The sequence below is a fragment of the Methylophilus sp. DMC16 genome (genome assembly GCF_056314045.1).
Window position 1 is genome coordinate 1683466 of sequence record NZ_JBQUZC010000001.1, and the last position, 20312, is coordinate 1703777.

Genomic DNA, 20312 nt, shown 5'->3' on the forward strand with positions numbered 1-20312 from the left:
GTAAATCTGTGAAAACTTGAGCGTTAAAGTGTGAAATCGCGAGCAGGTATCACTTGTTTCGCCGTCAGGCCTTTGAGCGTGAGCAGCGATCTGGCAGCGGCAGGACCAGCAGCACCGTCACTGTCTACCCAAAGCTGCACACCGCCTGTCACATCCACCAGGCGCAGATAGCCATCAGTCAATGCAGTATTGGCAGACACACCCAGTGAAGCCAGCAAGGCAGTTAACTGCACTTTGTCGGCATAAGGGGTAAAGTCAGTGATGGTGTCACCCGCTTCACGCAGACTGCTGTAGACAAACACGTCGTTACCGGCGCCACCTGTCAGCGTATCCACGCCCAGACCACCATTGATCACATCATCCCCCGCAGTGCCTACCAGCACATCACGGCCAGCCGTGCCCGTGCGCGTGACGCCAGCGGTTGTGCTGGCAATTGCCAGGTCAATCAAACGGCCGCCTTTGTCATACTGGTTTTCCAGGCCATACAGGTTGGTGGTGATTTCATCGCCATCGGCATTGTTCAAGCGACCCAGGCCACCTTCAGCTTTAGGCGTCTGGATGTAATTAGCCAGGGCCTCTTGATAGGTAATCGTGAATGGGCTGTTTTCAAACACCACGCCATTGGCTGCAAACGGGTAACCATCGCCCCCAGCGGCCGTAAAGTCTATGGTGGTGAAGGAGAAGGTGCGGCTATTGTTGACGACCACACCGTTATCAATCAGTACGGTGCCGTCATCCAGCACCACACGTTGAATGCGGCTACCTGTGCCTTGCGTGGTTCTGGCCGGGTTGCGGCTGTCGTAGATCACTTGCATGCCAGAAATCTGGGCATAGCGGCCATTGGCACGACCGGTCGGGCTGGTCTCGCCATAACCGTGCTCCAGCAAGTCTTTGAGCTGGGTCGCGTTCATGGCGGGTGCGCGTTTAACCAGATTGGTAAACGGCAGGATATTAAAGGTATCGCCGACGGACACATTGCCAGCCGCAGCAATATTGGTACGGATGCCGCCACCGTTCTGAATCGCCACATCGGTTTTACCGGCAAAGCGCATCGCATCAGCCACCAAGTCACCCAAACCGGTTTCAGCATTACGCACGCCTGCCACAAAAGTGCATGGCAAAGCAGAACAGCTCGTATGTGTGGGGCCGTTTAATTTCACCGCAGTGGTGCCGATGATTTGTGCATTGAGCGCATTGATATAGTTTTGCACGGGTGTCACCACCTTGCTTTGCAAGGTCGCATCCCCAGCCACGCGGTCAGCATCGGCGGCCGCGCCAGACACGCGCATCATCTTGCTGGATTCCACCGCTGTAAAAGTGCCTTTGGCATCATCAATCGTAAAATTGAGCTGGCCGACATAACGGTTACCAAAATGGCTGGTCATCACTGGCACATTGCGGCCATTGGCATCTACGGCATAGACCGGATCAGAATTATAAGTGGCACCGACTCCGCCGTTGATCAGCAGGTCATCTGGATCCACCATGAGTTCATGACCACCGCCAGACAACACCAGATCCACCCCGGACAATGCAGGGACCACGACATCAATTTCGTTAGCGGCATTTTGCAGATGGCTCATCAAGATGATGGTGGTCGCACCTTGCTCGTTACGCAGGCGATTGACTTCAGCCTGAATCAGGGGAATCAAGGCTTGCAGGTTTTGTGCCTCGGTGTGGTTGGCATCGTAGCCGATCACGCTGACTGCACCCGGTGAAGAAATGGTAGGCAACAGCGGAGTAGTCGCCCCGACCAGGCCAATTTTATGACCCGCTGCGGTGGTGATCACTTTGGAAGGCGCCACTTGACCGCTGGCTTTTAAAGCACTGAATTCAGCGGTGGCGTTAAAGTCCAGGTTGCTTGAGAGATAGGTGCTGCCTGTCACTTTAGCAAAACGCGCAGCCATTTGTGGGCCCAGATCAAACTCGTGGTTGCCAAACACCATGGCATCAAAGCCAATCTGGCGCAAGGCGATCGCGTCATAAAAATCCTGACCGCCATCGCTGTAGCTGGTAGACAGGTTGTTCAGGCTGGCCGTGAAACGTGGACCAGGCAAAAAGGCATCACCGGCGTTGAGCTTGAGTACCGTACGGCCTTGGGCCACAGCAGCTGTTTCTGCATTCTTGATCACGGTCGCCAGACGGTCGACGCCACCATAAAATGAAATTGCCTGGGCACTGGTGTCGCGCAGGTTGCCCTGGGCAGACAGCAACCAGCTCTCCTGATCCCCCACATGCAACAGGGTCACGCCCTCAGCCCATACACTGCTGGCGCTCATGGCCAAAGCCACACACGCCGCTAATTGTTTCAGTTTAAACATGCTTTTCTCCACAAAGTGCCATGCACTTGCATGACACTCCTGACAAATGATTAATAGACGCTTTAGGGATTAACGGGATTGGCGACGACGTAGCAGTGCCAACACACCCAGACCAGCCAGCAACATGCCTACGCTGTCAGCTTCAGGTACTGGCGTCACAGCAGCCACGGTAAACGCTGTGGTATTGGGCACCAATGCAGCAGAATCACTGTTGTTTACAGTGTCTACATTCCAGTTATTGACGTTAGCCACTTGCGCCTTGTAATCAGTAAAGTGATTCAGGCCACCACGTACACCGTTATACTCGGCGTAGTCAGGATTACTGGAGGCACCGGCTTTAGCCGTCAATTCAATGGCGTTCACGCCTGCAGTCAAACCAGTGTTGTTCAGAGGGCCATGGGCATCAAACGTCCCGTTGGTAATGGCGCTCAAGAATGTGGTTGGTGCAGTCGCAGCAGTACCCAAGTAGGCATAAACAGTTTCGCCAGAATTCGAAATACCCCAGTTTGCACTACCGCTCACGCTGACACGAGACAGCACGCCAGTGGAAGCAGACAGGCTGGTTTTGTCGTAGGCAGAGAAACGTACAACTGTGCCTGCAGCAACCACGTCGCTGGAAACCCACTGGTTATAGCTTTCGCCACTGTTGAAAGCGCTGCCAGTCCATTCGTTATCGCTGAAGAAAATGGTGGTGTTGGCGGCGATATCAACAAAGGTCACAAATGACAAACCATCTTCATCGGCATTGAAGGCCGTGAACATGATGTCGCCGGCATTCAGGGCCGCGTTGGCCTGGCTAGACAGCAACAAAGCTGCCATTAAACTGATTTTTTTCATCTTAAATATCCTCTCACTCGGTTTGTTAAAAACAACTTATTGATTTGTTATGGTTGATTACCAGCGCACATCGCGTTGTGCATCCAGTTGATTCATGGCTAATCCTTTCAGCGTGACCAGTGGTCTGGCGGTGGCCGTCCCTCCTGTGCCATCGGCATCGATTTGCAATTGCACGCCGCCTGATACGCTCACCCAGCGGGCGAAGCCATCGGCAAACGGCTGGCTGCCGCTGTAACCCAGGCTTTGCAGCAATTCGCTGATCTGCAACTGGTCTTCACCTGGCGTAAAGTCGGTAATGGTGTCAGTGGCATCACGCATGCTCTGGTAAACAAAGGTATCGCGCCCGGCCAGACCAGTGAGGGTGTCTGCACCCAAGCCGCCGGTGAGCACGTCATCGCCTGCGGTGCCGGTCAGCGTATCGCGCTGATTCGTGCCATTGACTGTTTTCACCAATTGCACGCCGACAATCACCGGGTCATGGTCTGATGAGCGGTATGGACTATCGCTATACAGGTCTTGTGGTTTGAATTCGGTGTTGTAATCAATCACCATGGGCTCGTCGGCGTTGATGTGCCAGTGGGTCGTGCCAGTCACTTGTGCCGCCATGCTGCTGCTCGCCAGAGCGTGGTCGATATAGCCAGACTCGCCATCAAACACATAGGAGTAATCACTGTCGCCACTAAAGCGGGCAATCTGGTCCTGCAAGCCGCCTGAGGTCAGGGTCAGGATAGGATCTTCTTTGCCATAGCTATTCAGGTCGCCAATCACCACCACATCCTGATCGCCTGCTTGCGCTTGTACGGTATTGATAAATTGCAACAGACGATCGGCCTGGGCCACACGTCGCGTGTTGTAACAACCCTGACCATCGCCCTGATCGGCATTGCTACCGGAGGCATCGGAACAGCTCTTGGATTTAAAGTGGTTGACCAACACCGTGAATTTTTCGCCATTGGCCGCCTTGAAGGTTTGTGCCAAGGTTGGACGGTTGTTGATGCTGTCGTTATCAGACAAGGCCGCCGCAGCCGGGGTCAGCTTGGCAGGCTTGTAGATCATCGCCACTTTGATCGCGTCAGTCCCTGTGCCAGTCACTGGATCAGCAATCGCCGCATAAGTATTGGCACCTACGGCGGCATTCAACCCATCTACCAGATTTTGGACAGCGGTGCTGCCGTTATTCTGGATTTCCATCAGGCCCACCACGTCCGCATTCATTGCACTTAAAGCGCGGATGATTTTGTTACGCTGGCGGTTAAACTCGGCCAGGTTGTTGGCACCGCGGCAGTTAGAGGCAGAGACACTGCCACCCAGGCTGCAGCCCTGGCCAGTTTGGCCGCTCGCTGTGGCGCCATTGGCAAAGGTGGTGAAGTAATTCAGCACGTTAAAGCTGGCAATCTTGAGATTGCCCGGCACGCTGGCAGGCGCTGCCGTACGTGGGTTTTCACGCTGGAACTGCACAGGCTCAGTAGGATTCAACTTGTAATCGCGTGGGCCGGTGCTGGAGGCCGTGATCAGGCCATAATCAATCACCCCGGTCAGGTTTTGCACTACATCGCCAGCGCGCAGCGTGTTGTCTTCCCCGATAAACGGGATCGGGTTAGGATTTTGCGCACTGCTGCCGTCATCCAGCACCAAACGGCGACGGGCATTCTCATCCGCTAACTGGGCTGCTGCCGCAGAGTTGGCTGGATACAGATTGCTAGGCTTGAGCATGCGGCCATCCGCAGACAGCGTCACTTGACCATAGCGACCCAAAAAGTAATTCTGTGAGGCGGTCATGGGGGTGGTGATACGTACCAGCATGCCTTCGTAGGCTTCCAGATCGCCCTCGGTCACTTCAGGCAGGCTAATGTCGGTCGGCAAGATGACATTGTTGCTGCTTAATACTTGCAAGCCACTCACGTTCACCAACTCAGTGATGGTATTGAACTCGGTCACGTTGGCCGTTAAGCGGATTTTTTGGCCTTTGCTGACGGTAGGTGCAACGCCGGTTCCCAGATAAACAAACACGCCGTCTGAGGTTTGTGGGTTGCCGTCACCGCTCGCATCTTGCAGATAAAACCCGTTCAGGCTTGGGAATACGGCTGTGACCACACCCTCAGTGGTGACGGTTTGACCATTCAGCGGGCTGACAGAGGCGGTGCCCAAGGCGCTGCCCTGAATCTGGTAAATACGCGTGATATTGCTGTTTTTGATCGTGATATTGACGGTACAAGTCGCGGTCTGCGCTTCGTTATTGGCAAACTGGATATCGGCCGTATATTGTCCGGCAGGCAGGCTGCCATCCAGTTGCAAAGCGGCGCTGGCTGACTGGCCATCATTGCTGGCTGCGGCAAAATTAACCAGGCTCACGCCATTGGGCGCATTAGAAGCCAAGGTCGCTGCATTGACTACACTGTCAGCATCCGACGCCTGCACCTGGCCTGCACCTGTCTCGCCCACTTGCAGCGTAATCGCCGGGCAGGAAGTCACAATCGGTTGATTACCTGTGCTGCCGCCACCGCACACATTTACGGCCGTGCTGCTATTGCGTGGCGCAGGCGTGCCAGCGACAAAATCGCTGCTGTTCTGGTTGCTATCCTGGCAACCGTCGCCTTTGCGCAACAAGGCCTTGCTGCTGCTAATCGCCGGCGCTGCTGAACCCTCAGCAAAGTTGGCCGTGCCATAGCCAACCAGATCAGCAATCTGCGCCAACTGGCTGCTGCTACATGGATTAGAGCTACCATTACAAGTCAGGCCAGTACTGCTCTTAACCAGCACCACCTTGCCATTGGTGCCACTCATATCAGTGCCATTATTGCTGGCATCAGGCGTTGGCAAGGCTGAACCATTGGCTGCGCTACGCAAACCCACCAGGTAATATTGACCAGCTTGTAACAAGCCAGACAGGGTAGTCACCCCATTGGCTGAAAAATTCCCCGTCCCTGTCGCGCTGGCATACTGCACAGACCAGCCACTGATATCTACTGCAGCGCTACCATTGTTGAATAACTCAACATAGTCCTGGTTATACACACTGCCCTGTCCGCCATACACCTGACTAATCACCACCTCTGCATGTAAAGGGAGACTTAAAGAAGACCAGCCCAGACAAGCCAGCAACCAATGCATTTTTTTTAGTTTCATTCAGAACTCCGTCGTTATCCGCTCACGTAAAATCCTGAATACTTTAGCAACTTAGATTGCTGCCAATATTAATTTTCGCGCCATAACACTAGGTAGCTCGGACTATGAAAACTGCTAAAAAGAGGGCTAGATTTGTACTTTTTTAGTCTTGCTTGACTATGTGGCCGCTAGTCCGTGTAATCAGAACAGCCCATAGAAAGACTCTTCTTCATGACTAAACAGAGGTAGGGATCAGAAATAAAAACGCCCACCAAAAGGCGGGCGTAAAATTGTGAAACGTCACCGGCTAATCTTCTAGGCGGATCGTTTTAACTGTCACAATCGGTGGCAATTCCTTGGGCGCAACGCTCTGGTTATTCATCTGATTGGCGATGTTCTCAGTCAGCGCATTGGTGGCCCCCGCTGAAGTATTGGTTGCACTTAAGGCGGCCCCGGCCAAGCTGCCAGTATCAGAAACCGGCACGCCAGCAGAAGTGCCAGCGGCAGAAATATTAGCTGCGTTGTTGATCACTTGCGCGCCAACAAACAAATCTGCACCAGATGAAACACCCGCCTCACCTGCATCCAGTGCGCCTCGTGGCGCTGCCAGATAAACGGTGCCAGACTTTGGTGCAACCTGATTACCATTCGGCCCATCCGGGTCATAAGTCTCGGTCGCCAAGCCACTGCCTGAAGCCACGCCCTTCACTTCCACGGTGACATTACCCTGATTATCAATAATCGGATTTCGTTCAGGAATCGAAACCGACGTCTTGGAACCACGACCAGCATCAATATCACCGTTATTCACCCATGCAATCAAGTCACCACCAAACAGTGTTTTGACTTTGGACTGGTTGACTTCAAATCCTTTGTCCGCATATACATTAATATAGCCGCCGCGCTCAGTAATAACCCCAATTCCGTGTGGCAACTTGAGTGGGTCAGCAGCCACACCGGCGTTCAACACGCCTCCTGGCAGCAGCAAGCTGATGTTACCCTCTCGTGACGTTACGATCTGGCTTTGATACATAGAGATATTGCCAGCATACGAATTTTGAGTTGGGAACAATCCGCCAATCAACGCATCCCCGCGGGCGGTGTTGGCTGTCTTAACATAATCCTTGATGGCAAAGACCATTTCCTTGCTAAACACGTCATACACTAGTGGCGCCTGCTTGGTGTTATCCAATGTTAGGAACTGTTGCATGGCTTGATCAGCAGTCAGCACTTTGCCAGTGATGTTTTGCATATAAGCCCGTACAGTGGCATTGACTTTAGCACGGTATTCATTCAAAGCTGAACTATTTAGCAAGTTAGCAGGCCCTCTACCTTTTGGATCTATGTAAAGATTCACAAATCCTGCAATATCAGCCCCCTGCTCACCCATGCCTGCAAGCACAGTGATATTAGCGCCATTTGCTGGCAAGTTGGGGTTCACGTTATTGGCTCGCGACAAAATACCGGCAGAATTACCCAAGTTAATATCCCGCCCGGCCTGCACAATCAACTCTCCTGGCCCGTTGACCTCGATTTTTGCAAGGGGTTGGTCAAACTGCATCACGATATCGTTGCCCGCTTTGAGATAGCTTATATCACCCTGGTTATTATGCTGAATAGAGGCATTCAAGGTCAGATTTTTGCCCGCAGAGATATAAGCTGGCATAGATGACTTGAGACCGAATACACCTGCTCCAGCAGATTCATCTGAAAGTGACCCAGGTGGTATGCCTGGCAACTCTACATTACCCGTCTTGGAAATAATCACGACGGAGTTTGATGTCCCAGTATTAACCGAGCTTAGCTTGTTGCCATACTTAATATCCCCAAACAAGACAAAATTATCAGAGGGCTTACCACTAAATGGCTTCTGAATACTTAGATTATTTACGGTATCAGCGTTTGATACCAGAATTTGAGCCACAGGTTTATCGCGACCTCCTTGAAAAACAGGCCCGACGATATCACCGCTTGCTAACAACACCAACTCCCCCTTCACAGAAGGGGCGACGATGACTTTATTGACGGTCAGGCCACTAGTGAAAGCAGTGGCTTGCACCTGCCCTGGATGAATCGCGGTCATATCATTTTTGGTCACTGCATCCAGGGAATTACCAGCGTCATTGAACAGCAATCCACTATTCAAGCTATCTGGATTGTTTTGACCAATAGTCAGATTGCCCAATAGCGAAGACACATTGAATGCACTTTGATCAGTATACGTATTAAAGAATGTCAGGTTATTACTTGCCCCAACCCTATTATTTTGCATCCAAAGTGTGGGGTTATATACCGTTTCAATCAGCGCATTACCCCTAGCACGTACATCAGCTTGCGCATCTTGTAAGGCAATTGCAGTGCCGGTATTCCCTGTTTTCTCAATATCTCCGTCAACGCGAATATTAACTGCACCACGACCACTGTAATAGATGCCATTGGTTAAATCACCGCCAGACTGCACATTGACATTCCCGCCACCATTCACAACAAAATTACCCGTGGCATTGGCACCAGCATTATCAAACTGTGCATTTGTCGCAGATGAGGCTGATAAGTTGCTAATATTGCCCCCAGCATTGATTGAGACATCGCCACCTGCCAATGCACCAACCCCCTGATAAAAAGAATCGGCCCGGATCCACCAGCTCGTGTCCCTTAGGTCTCTCGTTTCGCCTGTCGCATTTCCCTGACGTGAAAGCCATTCATTCACTGTCTGCCCGGAATTAGTACCAGTAATATTATTGCCAGCACTAAGCGTGATGTCACCTCCATTAATGACATAACTGCCGTTAACATTATAGCTATTACTGGTTCGTGGATTTGGCGCTACCGTGGTTGAAACGGCTGTAGGGGGAGTAAAGCCCGCAACATTCGTGGCAGCCTTACCCAAGGTGTAAATGACCGCATCCGTATCCAAACGAATATCGTTCCCTGCCAATACTGTAATATCACCTTCGCCAGTACGGATGAGCTTATTTTCGTTCAGTTTGACATCGCCGACACCGTTCACTGTCGTTTTAATGTTTGCAGCACTGAAATCTGCGCCTGCAATTAAATTCAAGCCAAATGTATTTGTATTAGCCACTAATACCGCAGGAATTTTGACATTATCACGACCTATTCTCACTAGCCTATCTTGAGTCACTATATCAAAGCCGTCACTGATGGTATTGACAGTCAAGTTAGCACCAGATCTTATGGTAAATACCCCACCTTTACCCGCTTGCAAATTACCAAATGCGCGCAAATTATGATCAGCATTGGAGGATATATCGCCGACATTCACCACCTCTATGTAAGGTAACACTTTAGCGCTAAGCCCATCTCTTGTCTTGACATAGCTGCCTGCATTCGGATTGGCATTGTAGAAGCTGTTAGTATCATTGACCAAACCGTCAATATTGCTATCAAAGGTATTACTGGTGTAGGTTTTGACACCCTCTACCCGCACCTCGCTTGCACCCTTGATCGCACCCGTCGTATCAAATGCAACGTTTACTGTCTTTGCTGCTCCCGTCGTGCCACGGCGTCCTCGCAGTGTCACTGAGCCATCTGCACCGTCTAAGCCTGCATTATTGTTAGCCTTTTTATCATAACCACTAACGTCTATGAGTGCGCCTGCCTCTGCAGAGACTGCATTCGTAGTGCTCAGGCTGTTGGAGGAGAGCAAGACATCGCCGCCAGACCCCGTCTGCATATCCCCAGCGGATTGGTTGGCCTGCAGGCCACGCGCGGTAATCTTTGCCGTGTTGGCGAGTTTGACCAGGCCATTTGCGTAAATCTCGACATTGCCACCCTTGTTACCATCAGCGTTAATGGCCCCGGCAATAGTGGCATTCCCGCCATCTACACCCAAGACAAAGGATTTAGCCGTGACGGTATCCCCCGCCTGGATATTGACATCGCCTGATCTGACACGAATATCACGGGATTGATTGAACTGTCCTGTTTCCAGCGCTTTATTGACGGCACTGAAATTACTGAGTGATTTCACATCCAGCTTGAACTCGCCATTACGCTCATTTGCGCTAGCACCGCCTTTGAGGGAGCCGTCGGCAACTAGGAACTCACCATTCTTTGCATTGATAGTCAGTCTACCCGCCTCGCCTTGCTGGCTGCCGCCTGAAACATCAATCAGTGCATTTTGTGCAATATCTACATTGCCCGTGCTAGAGGTAAGGTTCACATCACCGGCATCCGTGGTTTTTGTATGCGTTTTATCAAACTGTACTGTAGCTGAGCGAGTGATAATTTTTCCACTAGCACCTAATTTCAAATCCCCATTGGTGGAGGTAGCATTCAATTGACCAGCCAGTAACTCAACCGTATTGTTAATGGTAGTTTGAGCCGCGGTGAGTGAAAGTTTGCCCCCAATGCCTGTGGTTTCTGCCAGCGTATTGCCATTTGAGTTTGTGACCAGGCTACCGCTGGCATTCACCACATACTTACTGCCTGTTTCTGCGGTAACTTTTGCTGCACTTAACTGCGTTTGGCTCGCTTGCACTGCTAACTGACCAGTACCCGCAGTAGCAATCGCTTCTTGCGCATTGATATTGACAGTCTCAAAACCTTGAACATCAAAGCGTTGCTGATTGCCTTTAACAGACTGGGTGCCACCGAGCACAGTATTTTTGGTACTCAACACCAGGGTGGATATACTTGGGTCCGTAGGCGCATTAAAGACGCTACCATCTTGGGTATTTTTTAAAGTCAGCGTGTTGGCACGGATTTGCACATCACCATCACCGTGGTGGGCCAATCCACTGGTATTGAGTGTGAGGTTTAATTGCTCACTACCAAGATTTGCTGCCCCATAAATATCAATATTCTGATAGCTATTGAGGTTTAATTTGCTCAAGTCACCAAAAGCAAGCAGGGTTTGCTGGTCCAGCCTTGTGCCGTCTACTGCCGGAATATTATCGCCTAGCAGGAAACGATTAGTGCCCAAGGTGAGGGAACCACCTGTGCCAACGCGGATATCACCGTTCAATGACAGCTGTTGACTGGCGTCAAGCACGGCTGAGCGGCTTGCCTCGATATTGGCTCCAGAACCAACTACCATATTTCCAGAAGCCGGCGTCGCGTTATTACGGTCAAATTGAAGATCGTTCACTGAAGAAATCGCAATAAACGCCCCAGCCCCATCGGTTTGTAACTCACTGATACTAGCGCTATTGCCCGTACGTTCAGTCGTTTTAACAGACGCGCCATCCTCCAGGCGAATCTCGTTTTTGGCGGTAACCAGCAACTCTTTCATCACAACACCATGGTCAGCATCGTTTGAGAAGGTGACATCGGAGGCATTGGTGGTAATGGTCTGTTGATTACCTTTTACCGTTCTGCTGCCACCCAACAACACGCTGTCAGCTTCAATCTTACTGAGCTGATCAGCACCCAAGGTTAGCACCCCCGCTGTAGTCCCGCCTGGGGTAGAAACCACTTGAATACGATTAGATGAGATATCGACCAGCGCCCCTCTGCCGCCCGCTACCGCCTGGCCCGTGATTTTACCATTCAGCTCCAGTTGATTCAGAGCCTGGATGGAAAGTTGACCGGCATCTTTTGCCAGGGTAAGCGAGGTGTTATTGGTGGCAGCCTGTTTTGTATAAAAATCGTTTAAATGTGTTAGCAGGTACTCTGCCGGACCTTTGTAGTCTTTGGTGCCTGCATTCTTGGTAAAGATGTTACCGTTGTAGACACTAAAACTATTAAACTGGCCACGGCTACTGTCATCCAGGCGGGTAAAATAACCAGACATCAGTGATCCGCCATCCAATTGAGCCAGCGTAGTGTTGATCGGTGTCTGTGTATCAGTTACCTTCACCAAATAAGCACCTGGCATCAGAGCATAATGGGCTGGCAATAATGTGTATTTGCCCGCAGCTAGCCCATTCCCTCCCGAGAGATAAATGGCCCGCCCGACAGTCACATCGGACTCACTCTGCATATTAAAGTCATAAGGCGCATATTGATTGCCCAAGCCCGGCAGCACAGCATAGTAACCAGGCTGGTTCAGCACATCCACCGACCCGCCTATGCCCGGAATAAACTCATAGGCCAACATGTCGCCGCCACCGGAAATATCCACGGTAGCTCCTTGCTGCATATTGACGTTTTTAGCATTTAGAAGAATCTTCTTGCCAGAATATGGCGAGGCATCACTTCCCGTACTGTCTTTGTCTGGCACCAAACGACTGCCACCGAGTGTAGTCACCAGATAAGGAATCAGACTGTTATCGGCAGAAACTGAGGTCAGGCTATTTTTACCAAGCACTAATCTTTCTGTGGCATTGAGATTAATTTCGCCCAGCGGTGCTCGCAAGGTTCCTGCTTGATCAATCAGATCGGCTGTGAGCGTTAACTTGCCTTGTGCAGAGAGCGGAACTTGACTGCTGGCTTGGGTGCTGTTTTTGACCTCAATGACCGTGTTAGTGCCAGTGGGAGCAATGTTAAATGCATGCGAAGTCACTGGATAAATCTGAGCCGCGTCCATGAGCAGCTTTTGCGGGGTGATTAACGAGCCGAGATTACCGGATTTGCTACGTATGCCTCCCAGGCGTATATCGCTGGTACTTTTAAGTCGCAACTCATTGATATCGGTAAAAGCGACATTACCAATCACATCAATAAAGTTAGCGTTCAAGTTTAAAGCACCTGAGCCTAGTGCTGGGGTACTTACAGTGCTGGCATTACTATTGGTAATCACCAATGCCGATGTATTAATGGTTGCAGCGCCCGAAAATGAGGACGCATCCAGTGTTAGAGACACTGGCACATTCAAATTCAGCCCTTTTTCAAAAGTGATCCCACTGTTTGAGTTTTCAACGACGTTATCGACACGTAATGCCACATGGTCAAACCCACCTTCGGTAATTTGCTGTGCAGAAATCTGGCCTTTACCCACGGCGTTCGTCAATGGCTTTTGAGGGTCAGAGGTATCGATCAGATTACTGGTTAATGAACCTGGCGTATTATTGCCAGCTACCGTTTTTCGCTGTTGCGTCACGGTTAACAAGCGTTGCCCTGCCGTATACAAAAGTGGATTGTTGGTATCTCCTTCTGTACCACTGAGTGCAACATCTGTTCCCAAATTCAGCGACAATGATCCCGCAGCACCTTTGCCACTGGCTTGCCCCATGAGCTGCCCATCTAACGCCATGCCATCTCTGCCAGCCAACTTGATGGTTCCTGCATCACCATCAACCTGCTGGCGCGCAAAACCACTTGAGACCGGCAAATCAACCGCACCAGATACCGCTGACACATCAAGTTGGCTACCCTCTTTAAGTATCAGAACCCCATTTTCAGCGGTCAGGGAAATCGTGCCGGCATCCGCCACCGCCCGATCCCTGAAAGTCCCATTGAGAGAAGGTGGCGCAATATAAGCACCCTTCGCGCTGATCAGGGCATTTTCTCCGACAAAGAGACTCAAAGTCTTATCAAATTTACCATTCGGAATATTAGGACTGCCAGCTTGTGATTTGATGGCCAATGTCACGTCAGCTGTGGGTGCAATAATACCCCCCAGAATAGTCATTTGCCCATAAGAGCTGATGTTGACGTTTCCTTCGCTACCATTGGCGGTAACAGGCGCATCCGTGCGGATGGTCGCATTTTCATTCAACAGAAACTGGTTACCGGCATTCAGAGTGAGGGAGACAGGTTGCCTGTTGTATGAAGGCATCATCACTGTTTCGGTCAGATTATCATCCATCAGGCCGCTTGAACGGCCACTTGCCACATTGCCAACCAGGCGTGTCGCCTGTTCTGGATGAATTTCTGTGATACGTCCAGATTGATCTCCAACTGAGATCGAACCAAAGGAATTATTCACATTACCATTTTGATTATCAATGGTATATTTTGAGAAGCCGCCTGATTTGAAAAAGCCTTCCGACAACCAGAGTGTATCTGCCTCCTGAGGATTGTTGCCACCTAGTTGTATATCCTTCACGCCACTGGTGCCGCCTTGACCTTGCAAATGCACCGTCAATTGCCCCCCATTTGTTTGCGTGTTGCCACTGGTGATACCGTAGGAAGTGATCTCACCCTCAGCAAGGGTATTCTGAGCCAGGGTCACATCCACATTACCCCCCTGGGCTGAAACCACCTCACCAGTCTCCTTTATCCAAACGCCCGCGCTGGCATCAATTCTGGAACCTTTCCCCATGACTAGGCCATCTGCGATGGTCACATTGCCGCCTTTGGTGACTATCAGATTTTGCATTGCGCCGGACACACCAGGCGTGTCATTTGTAAAAAGCCCTGCAGTGCTGATTTTGACATTATCAGCCAATACCACATTAGCGGTGTTACTCGCAGACAATTTGACTTGTCCACCTGATGTGGTGATATTCTTGTTTACATTAACACCTGCTCCGCCATCAATATCTATAGTCCCGGACGCGACAGTCTTAATGGCGCCATTGATATTGACTTGGGCAGAGCTGGCGGTCACTTTGAGATTGTTCAGGCCTTTTGAAAATATACCAGTGCTAAGCTCTGTTTGCTGCTGTTGCTCGTTGGTTAATACTGAGTCTTTTGTAAATCCATCAGATAGTCTGGCAATCTGATCATTAATATTAAAAGTACCTGAGCCAATGTAATCAATTATCAATGATCCACCTTGCGGGGTCGCTTTGGCATAGTCACCGCGCTGATAGGTACCGATAGTTCTATTTGCAATCACATCACCTTGAAACGCAAGTGCTGTTGATGCGACATCAAGTTTGCCAGCGTCAGCCCCCTCAACGTACGCAGCCTGATACTGCCCGTTAACATTGCCACCCAGATCCCAAGTTCTGGTCACTCCCCAGCGCTCACTGGTAATCGTATATTGGTCGTTAATACTGGTGTAAGGAACGCCCGCCACCGCTTCTGACGCACTCACCCACTTGCCGTTGTAGAGTAGGTTGCTTTCCCGGATATTACCCGCTGTATATCTGGTGACCCCGGAAGACAGGTCCACCACAGAGCCTGCTTTTGTCACTACGCTATCGGCAACGAGCGATACCGTACCTCCAGTAGTCATACGTTCGGCGATCGTACGCTCCTGAGACAGCAAGGCATTGTCAATGACAGATTGACTGATAATAGCGGTCCCTTTTCGTACATCCAGATACAATTTTTTGCCGAATAATGGCCCCCCTCTCAAAATAGGCGAGTCATTCAGTTGTTGCGAGTACAAATCAATCACCAGCTGATTACGAGACATTGGGGCAGTGGCATCCACGCCAGAGACATCAATGACTGCTTTATCGCCCACAAAAAGTGAGGTCGTCCCTGTATTGGTTTTGCCAGCCACATTAATATTGCCGCTGTTGGCAACAACGGCGCCCTCAATGGCAATATTTCTGCCTTGAATATCAATCTTGGATTTTGTAATTTCCTGCGCTTTTTTAACGGTTTCAGTATCATTTACCGCCACACTGACCTCTGTGCGGCTCCCCTCACTAAGCGAGACATTGCCGTAAATGTCTGTCAATGCGTCATTATATTTTTGAATTGACTTGGCTTTTAGGAGAATTGACCCGTTAGCGCGCACTGTAGTAGTGGCAGAGATCAGACCCTTCTGATTTACCGCTAAACCGATCATGCTGGCATTACCGTTTTTAACAATCACATCTCCAAGGTTGGTCGCTGTCCCCCCTGATTGCACCTCAACCAGCAGGCCCGCAAACTTATCCAGCGTGCTCAAGTAAACCGTTTTACCCGCCGCAAGAATGGTCTGACCATCTGGAGTTGTAATCACCCCACTGTTTGTGACATCAGGCGCCAGTAGCATTACTCTGCCGCCATTGGCCGAGGTAATGGTGGCGCCTTTGGCAACATCAATCACACCAACAGCATCGGCAAACGAGAACACTGGCTCGGTCTTATTCGATAAAATACCGTTTTTATAGATGTTTTCTATATTATTATTTGCAAGATCATCCAACGTTGTTGCCGTTAACGAGCCAACATTCACCTGCGCACCGGCGCCGAAATAAATTCCGTTCTGGTTGACAATATAAACATGCCCACCATTAGGTGTATTCAGTGCTCCGTTAATATAGCTAGCACCATTGCCCATCACACGATTTAATACGCTTGATGAAGAATCTGGCATATAAATATTGACGCCAGCTTTTGAACCAATATTAAAGCTATCCCAACGAAGTACCGTATTTTGAAGCGTTGTAGTGATGTTCATGGTGTTATTCACTGGCGTCGGGATAGTCACGCCTGCGGGTAGCTTATAATCACCACCAGAATACTGAACCGGCAATGTATTTTCATCCATCGCCAATAATGGCGCTGACATCCAGCTCAAACACCCTGCCAGCAACAAGGCCGCACTGCCTGTTGAAATACGCCATAGCGGTCGAAGCATCACCTCAGCCTGATGATAGGTATCGGCTGCGCCTGACAAGATGACTGTTTTCTGATGTGTACGCGCAAACTCGGCAATCGGCACCAGCATGCCTAAACGTTTGCTAAACACCAATTTAAATCGTAACTTGTTCATCACTTTACCTCGTAAAATTCAGCCTGCTTCTAACTACCAGTCAAAACCGACTCTAAAATGCAAACGCGTATCCCCGACCTCATACATCCCGGTAGGTTTAGTTGCTCTCCGACCATTTTCTAGCTCCCAACTTGACTGCAGAACGCGGGCAAAATCCAGTCGCAAAAACAACCCTCTCACCCCTTTTACATCTATGCCAAAACCATAAGACGACAAGATGTAACGCTCAATTTGTGAAATTTTGTCATCGGCAAAAGTGATAGGATCCCGTGTTTTAGCAAGACCATAGTCATAAAAGCCAAGCAAACGCAGCTCTTTAACCCAAGAGCCAACATATTTTTGCAAGGGCGGTGTCCGCAACTCAATATTGAGATTGGCACCATTGTCACCAAGTGCGCTGGCTTCAAGAAAGCCGCGTACGGTATCTAGGCCACCCAAAAAGAACTGCTCATTGGAAACCAGAGAGTCACCAGTGACCTGGCCACCAACGGAACCGTAGGCTTGCCATTGGTATGGCAAGGTGTGTGTGTGCTCAAGCTGACCGCGCAAATAAGAAAAATTTGGCCGCGCCAAAAAACGTCTATTCGCAAACTCTTTTTCATCATTGACCAACGCTTTGGTAGAAAACACAAAATTCAAGTCAAGCTTGGATGTACTTTCTGGCGTAGTCAGGTTGCCGTTGTAGCCAATCAAAAAAGGCAAGTAAGTAATCGGATTGCTACCTAAGTCGGCACCCAATCGCCGAGTGTTTTGCTGGAAATCTTTGTAATCGACACCGAGTGTCACATTATGATTAAATCCAGAAATCGGGCTAGGCATCGGATGGATGTAGCGCAAACCATACAAATCACCTCTGCCGACCACATTCAAATCACCCACAGCACTAATATCACTTTCGTTAACTGCACCATACATCGCCCAATAGTCTCCGGCATAAGGGATCACATAGGTAGCTGAAAAGACCTTGACCTGATTTGTATCTTCAGGAGTCACCTGAAAACTTAAACCAAGGCTGTGGTCTCTCTGCCATAGGTTGTCGTATCTCAAGTTGCCGGAAAGCCTTGTTTTAGTTGTGTTAGGCGTATAGCGATTGTTGTATTCCATACTGGCGTGTAATGGAAACTTGTCGTCTACTTTCAAATCCACTTCGACCATGCCAGGTGTTTTGCCAGGGCGCAACACAGGCGCGACAACACGATCCTGATTGATATTCACTGAGGCAATTTGTTTCTGCACAGTCGGAAAATGTGGAACCTGGCCTTCCTTGAACTCGGTCACACTTTGTCTGATCTTACCGAGAGAGTAGTACCGGGAGCCAACAACATTGAGCCGCTCAACCTTTCCTTCCAGCACGTCCAGCTTCACAAGCCCGGCATTGACTTCCTGCTCGGGGATATTCACAAATACGGTAAGATAACCCGCATCATGAAACGCTTTCTCAAGCGCACTGCGTGCCTTCTCGACATCTTCAATCGTGCGCTGCTCTCCAAGATAGGGGTAAACCGCTTTTTCAATGTCAGAAACACCCAGAACAGTATTACCCTCAATCACATATTCAAAAATATCAAACTGATCTTTGCTTTCCGTTTGTGGAGAAGCATTCACATCTGATCCAGCTTCATCGCTAGTGGTTACGCCCCAGGCACTCACTGCTTTTGATGCCGATGTCTCGACCTCTGCTGCACACAAAGCAAAAGACCAAAGCACACAGGCCAAACACATTAAACGCAGCAACAATTGCAAACCCTTTCAATATCAGTTGAATCGCCAAAGGCGCTTCTTAAGGCTTGCCATTTTGAGAGCACACCGTGTCACAAAGATGAAATGCGGACTAGTCCGGTGGCTGATATGGTTAGCCCGAGTGGGTCATTGCAGCGATCCGATGAGATCAAGTCGTTTCTATAGCAATCAAATGCGAATCAATGAATCAGTGGGTGGCTGAAAAATGCGATTGAGTGCTGATACATCTACATTCACGAGCAATCAAAAAACAGGGCATAAATAAAAAAGCACACCCGGTAAGGTGTGCTTTTAAAAAACTGAATATAGCTTTTGGCTACATTAAGCGATTTGATTAAAACTTCCAGGTCAATGGACGGCAGTTGTTACCTGAACGAGTTGTTTTAGTAATGTGTACGCCAGCGTTTGTAGCTGGGCATGCATTTGAAGCTGAGTTCAAGATCAAGCCACGTGGCACTGAAGTGCAAGATACAGTTGATAAACCACTAACGATGTTATTGATCACAGTCTCACCAAATGTCCCAATTGCTTCATTGGCAATAAAGCCTTTCAGCTCAATCTGGAAAGGATACTGCCCTTGTGCAGAAGTGTAGCGAGCAAAACTGTCAACAGTATTATTTGCGCCAGTTTCAGGGTGCACACCATCTACTTTCAGGTAGCGTCTACCTGCAGCTGAAGCGTTCTCAAGAGAAACCACACCAACTGCAAAATCACCTGCCGTTGTCGCATTTGAAATTGCATTGCGAACATCAGCTGTTTCACCACCTTCGATGACATTGTAGAAGTCAGGGTCACTATCTGCAGCCTTAGTAGCAACCAATGCGCCGCCAGTAGATGGGTTACCCAAACATGGGTTACCCATGAAGAATGCATTAGAGGAACCTTGTGTACCGGAAGTATTCACACGACGTGCGATCACTACTTTTTTAGAGGCATCAACACCTAATGGTGCCCAAGTTGCCAAAGGATCGGATGCCAAAGAAGCGTACTGCTGTTTGCTAATCGATGGTGCATTTTTTGGCAGGAAGCTTGGATCAGCTGTATTAGCATCAGCTTCAGAGGCATAAATCCCTTGCGCTACTTGCATTGCACGATAGAGAGGTTCTGAAGCCATTACGCCAAAAACTTGTGTAACTCCGGCATCAAGTTCTTTACCAAAAGGCGAAGCATCTACACCAAACAACGCAGCTTCCACATCAGAAAACCCACCTGCTGGTTTTTTGGGTGTATTGTCAGTTGCTGCAAAACCATTGATGACAGCACTTGTACATCTGTATACAGGGGTGCCACCTTGATTAGTAACAGTAATTGTTCCTTGATTTGAACAGCTTGCAGTTGCAACATTCGCCAAACGATTCAGGTTTGTTATTACACCAACAGAACCAGTACCGGCAACATCGTTCGGTACATGTGGCGCAAATGCATTGAATGAGCCGCCCTGATTAGTGTGATACAGTACAGATACTACTCCACCACGCTTACAGGCGTAAGCAAACGCATTACCTGTATTGCTTGCGCCGGGATTAGCTGCACCTGCAGTGCCACCGTGGAATACGGCCAATGTGTTAGCATCGCAACCAGCAGCAAAACCTAAAAATACATTATATGTTGGAGCAGATGCACCTGAGATCCAAGCTTGATTAAGTTTAGAGGCATTTTTAATATCTGTTGGAGTCACTGCTGCTGCAAATGCGCTAGTCGCAGAGAATGCAGTCACCATAATGATGGCCAATTTGTTCAATTTCAACATGTTCGCTTCCTTAAATTAAAGTTTGATTGGCGGTCAGCTTTTGGCTGACCGT

6 protein-coding genes are annotated in these 20312 nt (G+C 49.6%); all 6 read right to left on the reverse strand.

Translation table 11 applies throughout. From position 1 onward, the window contains the following. Positions 1 to 23: 23 nt before the first annotated feature. The 6 genes from ACT53D_RS07975 to ACT53D_RS08000 all read right to left on the reverse strand — a co-directional run bounded on the left by ACT53D_RS07975 (position 24) and on the right by ACT53D_RS08000 (position 20260). Entirely contained in the window at positions 24 to 2321 is a 2298-nt protein-coding gene (locus ACT53D_RS07975; protein WP_379077013.1) for a 5'-nucleotidase C-terminal domain-containing protein, read from the reverse strand. Positions 2322 to 2390: 69 nt separating this feature from the next. Beyond that, positions 2391 to 3158, reverse strand: a complete 768-nt coding sequence (locus tag ACT53D_RS07980) for a PEP-CTERM sorting domain-containing protein (protein WP_476155523.1) — start codon at positions 3156 to 3158, stop codon at positions 2391 to 2393. A gap of 57 nt (positions 3159 to 3215) precedes the next feature. Next, the gene (locus ACT53D_RS07985) at positions 3216 to 6284 is read right to left on the reverse strand and encodes an ExeM/NucH family extracellular endonuclease (RefSeq protein WP_476155525.1); all 3069 of its coding nucleotides are present in this window, start codon (positions 6282 to 6284) and stop codon (positions 3216 to 3218) included. Positions 6285 to 6570: 286 nt separating this feature from the next. Beyond that, positions 6571 to 16770 carry a filamentous haemagglutinin family protein gene (locus ACT53D_RS07990; protein ID WP_476155527.1) on the reverse strand — a complete coding sequence of 3400 codons (10200 nt, stop codon included), beginning with the start codon at positions 16768 to 16770 and terminating at the stop codon, positions 6571 to 6573. A 33-nt stretch (positions 16771 to 16803) separates the two neighbouring features. Continuing rightward, entirely contained in the window at positions 16804 to 18375 is a 1572-nt protein-coding gene (locus ACT53D_RS07995; protein ID WP_476155529.1) for a ShlB/FhaC/HecB family hemolysin secretion/activation protein, read from the reverse strand. A gap of 469 nt (positions 18376 to 18844) precedes the next feature. After that, positions 18845 to 20260 carry a hypothetical protein gene (locus tag ACT53D_RS08000; RefSeq protein ID WP_476155531.1) on the reverse strand — a complete coding sequence of 472 codons (1416 nt, stop codon included), beginning with the start codon at positions 20258 to 20260 and terminating at the stop codon, positions 18845 to 18847. Positions 20261 to 20312 lie beyond the last annotated feature (52 nt).